This window comes from Bacillus sp. JJ664, assembly GCF_036962205.1.
In the GTDB taxonomy this organism is placed as follows: Bacteria; Bacillota; Bacilli; order Bacillales; family Bacillaceae_G; genus Gottfriedia.
The window spans coordinates 1-7,068 of sequence record NZ_JBALMS010000173.1; the positions used below are offsets into that span (position 1 = coordinate 1).

General features: G+C 30.7%; 8 protein-coding genes and 1 pseudogene. 4 read left to right on the forward strand and 5 right to left on the reverse strand.

The window, feature by feature from the left end; translation table 11 throughout:
* Positions 1-2,707 (reverse strand): dynamin family protein (locus tag V7056_RS19445; protein WP_499704043.1); only part of this gene is annotated, 2,707 nt, incomplete at its 3' end.
* Between the two features lie 206 nt (positions 2,708-2,913).
* On the opposite strand from V7056_RS19445, the gene V7056_RS19450 reads away from it, so the two are divergent.
* Positions 2,914-3,381 (forward strand): hypothetical protein, encoded by a 468-nt coding sequence (locus V7056_RS19450; RefSeq protein ID WP_499704044.1) that lies wholly within the window; start codon positions 2,914-2,916, stop codon positions 3,379-3,381.
* A 111-nt stretch (positions 3,382-3,492) separates the two neighbouring features.
* On the opposite strand, the gene V7056_RS19455 is transcribed toward V7056_RS19450, so the two are convergent.
* Positions 3,493-3,636 carry an imidazoleglycerol-phosphate dehydratase gene (locus V7056_RS19455; RefSeq protein ID WP_499704045.1) on the reverse strand — a complete coding sequence of 48 codons (144 nt, stop codon included), beginning with the start codon at positions 3,634-3,636 and terminating at the stop codon, positions 3,493-3,495.
* A gap of 112 nt (positions 3,637-3,748) precedes the next feature.
* On the opposite strand from V7056_RS19455, the gene V7056_RS19460 reads away from it, so the two are divergent.
* The 3 genes from V7056_RS19460 (at position 3,749) to V7056_RS19470 (ending at position 4,358) form a co-directional block, all read left to right on the forward strand.
* Positions 3,749-3,883 (forward strand): hypothetical protein, encoded by a 135-nt coding sequence (locus V7056_RS19460; RefSeq protein WP_499704046.1) that lies wholly within the window; start codon positions 3,749-3,751, stop codon positions 3,881-3,883.
* Between the two features lie 95 nt (positions 3,884-3,978).
* A complete protein-coding gene (locus V7056_RS19465; RefSeq protein WP_499704050.1) occupies positions 3,979-4,161 on the forward strand; it encodes a hypothetical protein in 183 nt (60 codons plus the stop codon).
* Complete coding sequence (locus V7056_RS19470; protein ID WP_499704047.1) at positions 4,161-4,358, forward strand: YwbE family protein; 198 nt, start codon at positions 4,161-4,163, stop codon at positions 4,356-4,358. The genes V7056_RS19465 and V7056_RS19470 overlap by 1 nt, the downstream gene beginning before the upstream one ends.
* Before the next feature lie 48 nt (positions 4,359-4,406).
* Here V7056_RS19470 and V7056_RS19475 read toward each other — a convergent pair.
* The 3 genes and pseudogenes from V7056_RS19475 to V7056_RS19485 form a co-directional block, all read right to left on the reverse strand.
* Positions 4,407-4,768: pseudogene (locus tag V7056_RS19475) on the reverse strand (VOC family protein).
* A gap of 149 nt (positions 4,769-4,917) precedes the next feature.
* Entirely contained in the window at positions 4,918-5,373 is a 456-nt protein-coding gene (locus V7056_RS19480; RefSeq protein ID WP_499704048.1) for a hypothetical protein, read from the reverse strand.
* Between the two features lie 356 nt (positions 5,374-5,729).
* Positions 5,730-7,007 (reverse strand): MDR family MFS transporter, encoded by a 1,278-nt coding sequence (locus V7056_RS19485; RefSeq protein WP_499704049.1) that lies wholly within the window; start codon positions 7,005-7,007, stop codon positions 5,730-5,732.
* Positions 7,008-7,068 lie beyond the last annotated feature (61 nt).

Consider the following 7,068-nt stretch of genomic DNA (forward strand, 5'->3'; position numbering starts at 1 on the left):
CTAGTTGTCTTAGTCGAACTGTATAGAATGTGATTGGATCAAAGTATCCACTTGGATTTGCTTTCATTTCATCAAGTGTTGCTACATAATTTGAAATCGTTTCTCTTGTTTGATCTACTAGTTCATATAAATGTTCATATGGTGATTGTAAGAACATTGATAAGTCTCTTGGTAATGTTTTTTCAAACATTTCAAATTGTAAAAAGAATCTTGTCGAAACCAATGAAGATACTTCATCATAATTAACGTTATCAACATATTTCTGATATTGAGCAACAAGTTTTGATTTATTTTGAGGTAATAAACCTAGTATTAATCCTGAGCTCTTTAACAAGAACTGTGATGGAGAAGAATTCAATAAAATATTCATTTCATCTAATTGAATCATACTTGTCATACGATCTGCATCACGGCGCCAGTCATCTAAAACTTTAAAATCACATTCAAGACTTAACTGCTCACTTCCAATGTACGAGTTTAATGAATCGCACATATCAGCTAAATAACTTTGTGTGCCTTCAAGTAAGGAACCAGATTCTCTAATCCAATTTTGAAGTGCAGTATTTAACTTTGGTAACGTTGTTTGTCTTACATATTCTTGAATTCGATTATTCATCTCTTCATTTAAAGTTTCTAGGATGGAATTATAATCACTATCTTCTTTAATTAACTCTTTGCACTCTTTTAACATAGCAGGAATGCTCAGTTTTAAATCGTATTTAATTTCATCTTTTAACTCACGATATGTGCTTGAAATTGTTTGTGCATGTTCCATCTCTTTATCTTTTAAAGAGTGAAGTAAACCATTTAATTTTTCATCTAATACTTCGTTCCATTTAATATTTGCATGTAATTCATTTTCTTTTTCAACACGTTTTTCTAATAAGAAATTAATTAACTTACGAACTGCTAATAATAATTTCTCTGATTGTTTAGAATTTGCAGTTGTCGATAATACATTAGCTTCGATAAAACTTTCTAGTTCATTAAATTGATCTTTATTACTGTAGATTGAAGAATATGGTAGTACTTTCGCAGATGGGAAATCTAACTTAATTTTCTCTTCAATTTCAGCATGAACACGATCGACTTCATCATTACTATAGATTGAATCCATTTTATTTAAAATGAAATGAATTGGTAATGTTGGTAATTGTTTCTGAATCGTAATCAATAATGATCTTTCAGTTTCTGTATATGGAGCAGTTGCATTTAATACATATACAAGACGATCTGCAAGCTTCACTGATTGAAGTAGTGCTTTCGTATTTATATCATTTCCATCAATACCTGGTGTATCAATAATTGAGATTTTGTGTTTTTGTAAGAAAGGATTCGATAATTCATAATGAACTAACTCATCACCTTTTAACAATTCATTTTCAACAGTTGTTAAATCATAGAAGTCTGCATATTCTGCAAGGTTCGTGTCTCCTTCTTTTGAATACACTGTAATATTCGTATCAACACTTTGCTCAAATAAAACTGGCATTGTAGTTGATGATCCCATCATTTTCTCACCTAAAAGTGAGTTTACAAATGATGACTTTCCATTTCCAATTGTTCCAGCTACTAGCATCGTTGTTTGATCAAAGTTTGTTAATTGGTTCGTCCACCAAACAAAACGATTACCAACTTCAATTTCATTTATTAATGCCCATTGGAGAATATTTTCAAATAATTCTTTTCCATTTTCAAAGCAATCAGGCGTTTGTTGTAATTGTTCAAATGCCATTTCAGCATCAACAACAATTTGATAATCTAATCTACCTGGGAATAAACGGTCCCATGCAAGCGTTGCAGTTGTTGCTAAAACTGCTCCATCAAAATCAGTAATTCTTAACCAGTTCGTTAAGAAACTTGGCATCATTTCTTCTAGTTGAGCTACTAAATAATTACTTTCAATTAATTCTTTATATGTATTTGAGTAAATGAAAGGTAGTCGTTTCCATTTAACCCCTGTTTCTACATTAATTTGGAATAGCATTTCATTAAAAGTTTGTAACCAGTTTACATATTCAGATCTTTCTCTATAACTATTCCAAAGTGCTTCAACCATTAGTTCAAAATGCTCTAAATCAACTTTTGCTAATGATAATAATGCCCCCATAAAATAATTTGGTGACATTTCTTTTGTTGCACCGTTTTCTATGTATTCTCTTAAAACGATAAACCATTTTAAATCTTCTGTACGAATTGATTCATTTGAAGCTAAATCAACCGCACTGTTCCAATCATGATTTTTTTCATAAAATTTACGAGCAATTTTCGTCACATTTGGATAATCAGGATTATATTTTACTGCTTGTTTAATAATACGATCTGCTTCTTCATAATTTGAAATATCAATGTACAATGAAAATAGTTGAAGAAAAATTTCCGAAGTTAACGTTCTACATTCTGTTTTCACATCTCTATACAGCTTTTCTGCTGTATCGAATGCACCAACCTCGTAATAAGCGTCTGCAATATTTTTCTTTGCCCAATCTTTATACTGATTTTCAACTTTTTCCCATTTAAATACTGCTGTCTCAAAATCATTATTTTCAAAGTATACTTCACCTTGTGCAAAGCGAACTGATGAAAGGTCGATTTCTTCGTCCGGCGTTCTAAATATGTTTGCTAATAGGGCAATCGGTTGTTTATCACTTTCATTTAAAAACGTTTTGTAAAATTCCTTATTAATAAATTGTTGTTTTACTGTCATGTTGATCACCTACTATGTATAATAAATTGTATTATTTCTGAGTATAAGACGAAAAGGGTACTATGCTCCTTTTCTTTAGCAGTCTTATTCTACCAAATTAATGACGCATAAAATGTGACATTTAGATGTCTTTTTTTATACATTTTTGTTATATTTGTTACGATACTCACAAAACATAGAAAAATAACATTATTTTTGGAGGCAATATGCTAACTTACGAACAAAAACTTGAAATTATCGAATCATTCCCAGAATTAACAAAAAAATCTGTATCACTTGGTCGTACGAATTTTCAGTACGAGGAAAGTGTAACAGAAAAAAAGAATGTAGTCTTTCATTTACATCCAAATGGAAATGGTTTTGTGTATGCAGAAGGAATAAAAGGTTTTAGAACAAATGACAAAGGTATGATTAATATTAGAGATTTCAGTGAAGATGAACTGCGCTCAATTATTACAAAATCAATTAATAAATTATCGATTGCACCTAATTTCGAAGAAGACGAAGAAGAAGTTGAAGAACTTTGGGTAAATACAAGTGGACAAACTTTAAAGCTAGTTTCCGAAATGGATATGTGGAATGTATATGCTGGAGAAAATCTTGATGGCACATTCAATAGCTATGGTGAAGCCGCTGAATATTTAGACGAAGAAGGCTTTAGTTTTAAAGAATAAATAAATTAGTTAGCTGAAATTGCGCTTCTAGTATAAGGAGCGCTTTTTTAATTGTAATTTCCATTGGTCTCTCTTTATAAAATTAAAGAACGCCCGTTAAGGGGCGTTTTTTTAGTGTAATTCAATCTTTGATTTACTACCTTTTTTTGAACGATAGTCTGTACCTTTGTTATTATCTCCACTTTGTGTTGCTTGTCCATGTAATTCTGGTGCGTTTTGATTTTTGCTACCTTTACTTCCATTTCTACTAGTCATTTCTTCTCCTCCTTAACCTGTATTCTTGATTAGATTTCCATATCAATCGAAAGTTTATTCAAAATAAGAAAACGCAATATAGCACATAATAGTAAAAAAGGAGGGATTTGAAATGGCGAAGGGACATACAAACAAAGGACCACAAAAAAGTTCTGTTGATCAATTTGGACATTCTGAAGAATCAGCTTATTCAAAAAGTAAAAAAATGGAAGAGTTTCATGAGAAAAATAAACAAAAACAAAGCTAAAAACCATTATATTTTATGTATTCACTGAAACAGACTTGCTTATTTTCCTTCAACAAGTCATTATAAAAGTAAGATAAAATTGGAGGAAACATTAGATGAGTGAAAATATCAATGAACCAAAGAAAGTTAGTTTGCAAGAACTAATGAAACAAAAACTTGCAAGTAAAAAACAACAGCAAACTACAAGTAATACAGGATTAAATGCTGTTAAAGATATGACGAAAAAAAATCAAATTACGAAAAAGACAAATAATCAACGCAAACGTATGGGCGTGTAATGAACGGGCAAATACGTTCTAACATTCAAAGAGGAGATCAAGTTCAAATCGTTTTAAAACAAGACCAACGTTCTGGTAAATTAACGTCTGGAATCGTAAAAGACATTTTAACAAAATCTCCTTCTCATCCACATGGCATAAAAGTTAGGTTAGAAGACGGCCAAGTCGGAAGAGTGAAAGACATCATAAAAAAATAAAAAACGACTGTTGACAGTCGTTTTTTTGTTTCCTCATTTATCAATTCATTATTTTGCATTTGTATTAATCTCAGATATACCAAATAATAGACCTTGATTATCTAATAAGCAAAGTATCCCATATTCGGAATTGCACTCTTTGGAACGACTATTTGCCCCCCATTTTTTACTACTTTTTTAATATATTCATCTACTGATGGTACTTATCGAATTCGTTGTTCTTGTTGCCCCGTCTGGAGATTTCATCATTCCACCATCAATACCTTGTTGCTGACTCTCCCCTGTCGTTATAAACCAATAATCAACCGGCCAGCCATCTTTTCAAATGTCCATCCAAAACTATTTGAATAAAACTCGATTGCTTCTTCTGGGTTTGGAACTTGAAATTCAAATCGTATTACTTTACTCATTTTTATTGCCTCCTAAATTTGTTCAGGTTAAATTCTTAATTGACTATATTTGGTCCAAATACAATTTGTTCATTAAATCATATTTTCAATTTCTATACTTTTCGACACAGCATCTTTTTGTAAATTTTAAGGCAATTTCAGTTGTTATCTTAGCTTAAATCCATACCCCATAAATTATTTAGTAACATCATATAAAGCGTAAATATAACTGATAAAACCGTAAAAATAATTGGGATGAACTTGAGTTTGTCTACGTTTCTAATCGCTAAAATAAAAAGCACAAAAGCAATCGCAGCAATAAAATAATACAAAATGAATAAAGGATATTTTGTAAAAGGTCCTAAAAATAAACTAAGCACTGAAAATTGAATCATAAAAGCAAAGATCGAGATTGAAATCCATTTTAATTTGCTCTGAATTTTTACTATCCCTATAATTGCTAAGATGAAAACAGTAACAACAGTTATTGAAAGAAGCCATTCATAAATAAAAAATAAAGATTCATTATACACTGCAAAATAATAACCTACTAAAGATAATGGAATAATCGCCAGAAGTAAAAGTGAATTAATTGTTATGTATCTCAAATCTTTCAATATCCTCACACCTTTAACCTTTTTCCATATTTTAACATATTTGATAATGATAAACGGATATGTTTAGATTTTTTTATTTTCTAGGCTCTGTAAAAAAAGAATGTTTATTTCCATTACAGGTACTTCGCTTTCCAATCACTCTTTAACCAAATATTCTCTTTTCATGCTCTTAATGTCATTAGCTAAAATAAACAATGTATATTAACAGATGCATTTCTACAATGCGGCAAGTGCTTATGTTAACTTACTTTCCAATATTAACTCTACATACTTTTCCCTACTAAAACATTCAAAAAAAGAGTTGCTTTTTTTAGCAACTCGGTAACATAAAACTTCAAATTATTTAATTTAGGAATTTATCATTTTTAAGCATTGCTCTCGACAGACTTACTTGGAGCATAAATTGTTTCGCCTTTTACACGTCGCTCTAAAGCTGGTATGATGCGAACAAAAATAATGATACCAATAACGCCTAAACTTGTTAAAAAAAACGAAGTTGCAAAACTAGATAAAAACGCACTGATTGCAACTGTAATCGAACAGATTAGCATAGCTAAATTGAATGTTAAACCAGCCACGGCCATATAAGAACTTCTTGTTTCTTCAAGAGGTAAATGAGCCATATAATTTTGTTGAACAGGGACACGTAACACTTCTGCTACTGTTGCTACAAACATCGCAGCAAATAATAACCAAATTGAATTACTATACGAAATGATAGCGTATCCAAAAACAAACACCACGCAGCTCCAAATAAGTGTTTGTTGATCATTCATTTTCTTTACAATTTTTGTAGCAAATAAAGCCATAATCACTACGAGAATTGTATTTTCAGTTCGTAGGAATCCAATCATTTCGATTCCTCCAAAATGCCAATTCATCAATTGCTGTGTTTGAAATTCATTTGTTATTCGAATACTAATATAATTTGTTAATTGAAATTCCATTGAAAGGACAAGTAAACCAGCCATCACATAAAGAATAAAGAGCTTATCTTGAAATACATCACGGTAATTCGAAATCATTTTATTCACATGCAATCTGATTGTTTTCATCTCAGATTGTTGCGTTGTCATACTTTCATCAACGAAAAATGTAATTAAAAACCATGTTATGAATGATGCAATTGAAAGAGCCAATAATAGTTCAAACAAATAACTTTTGAATAAAAAGCCTCCCATAATTCCACCAATTGCAATCGATAAGTTATTTGACCAATACATAATAGAATACATCAGTTTCCGTTCTTCAGGTTTACTAACATCAATTAACATAGCTTGATTTGCAGGTCCTGCTAATCCCCAACAAATACTATTAACAGTCATCATGAAAAATGTAATGATCGGAGAAAAAAACCAAGGCGAATTACAGAACATCATCGCTACGAAAGCAAATAATCTTAATGTTTCTGCAAAGACCATTGTTTTTTTCCGCCCAAATTGATCTGAAAAGTAACCTCCGAAAAAGTTCATTGCAATCCCGATGAATACATTTATTAGTAAAAGTAATCCAGCTAATTTCACACCAAAATGTTTAGATAAATAAATTGCCATAAAGGGAAAAATCATACTTCCTATTGCTGAACTCAAAAAAGATTCAAGTAGTCGAATCTTAATGTTTTTGTGAAATTTTAGTAATTCCATTATTATTCTACCTTCGTTTCTCTATTAAATTATGTAACTGTATAACAGCTTTCAATATTTG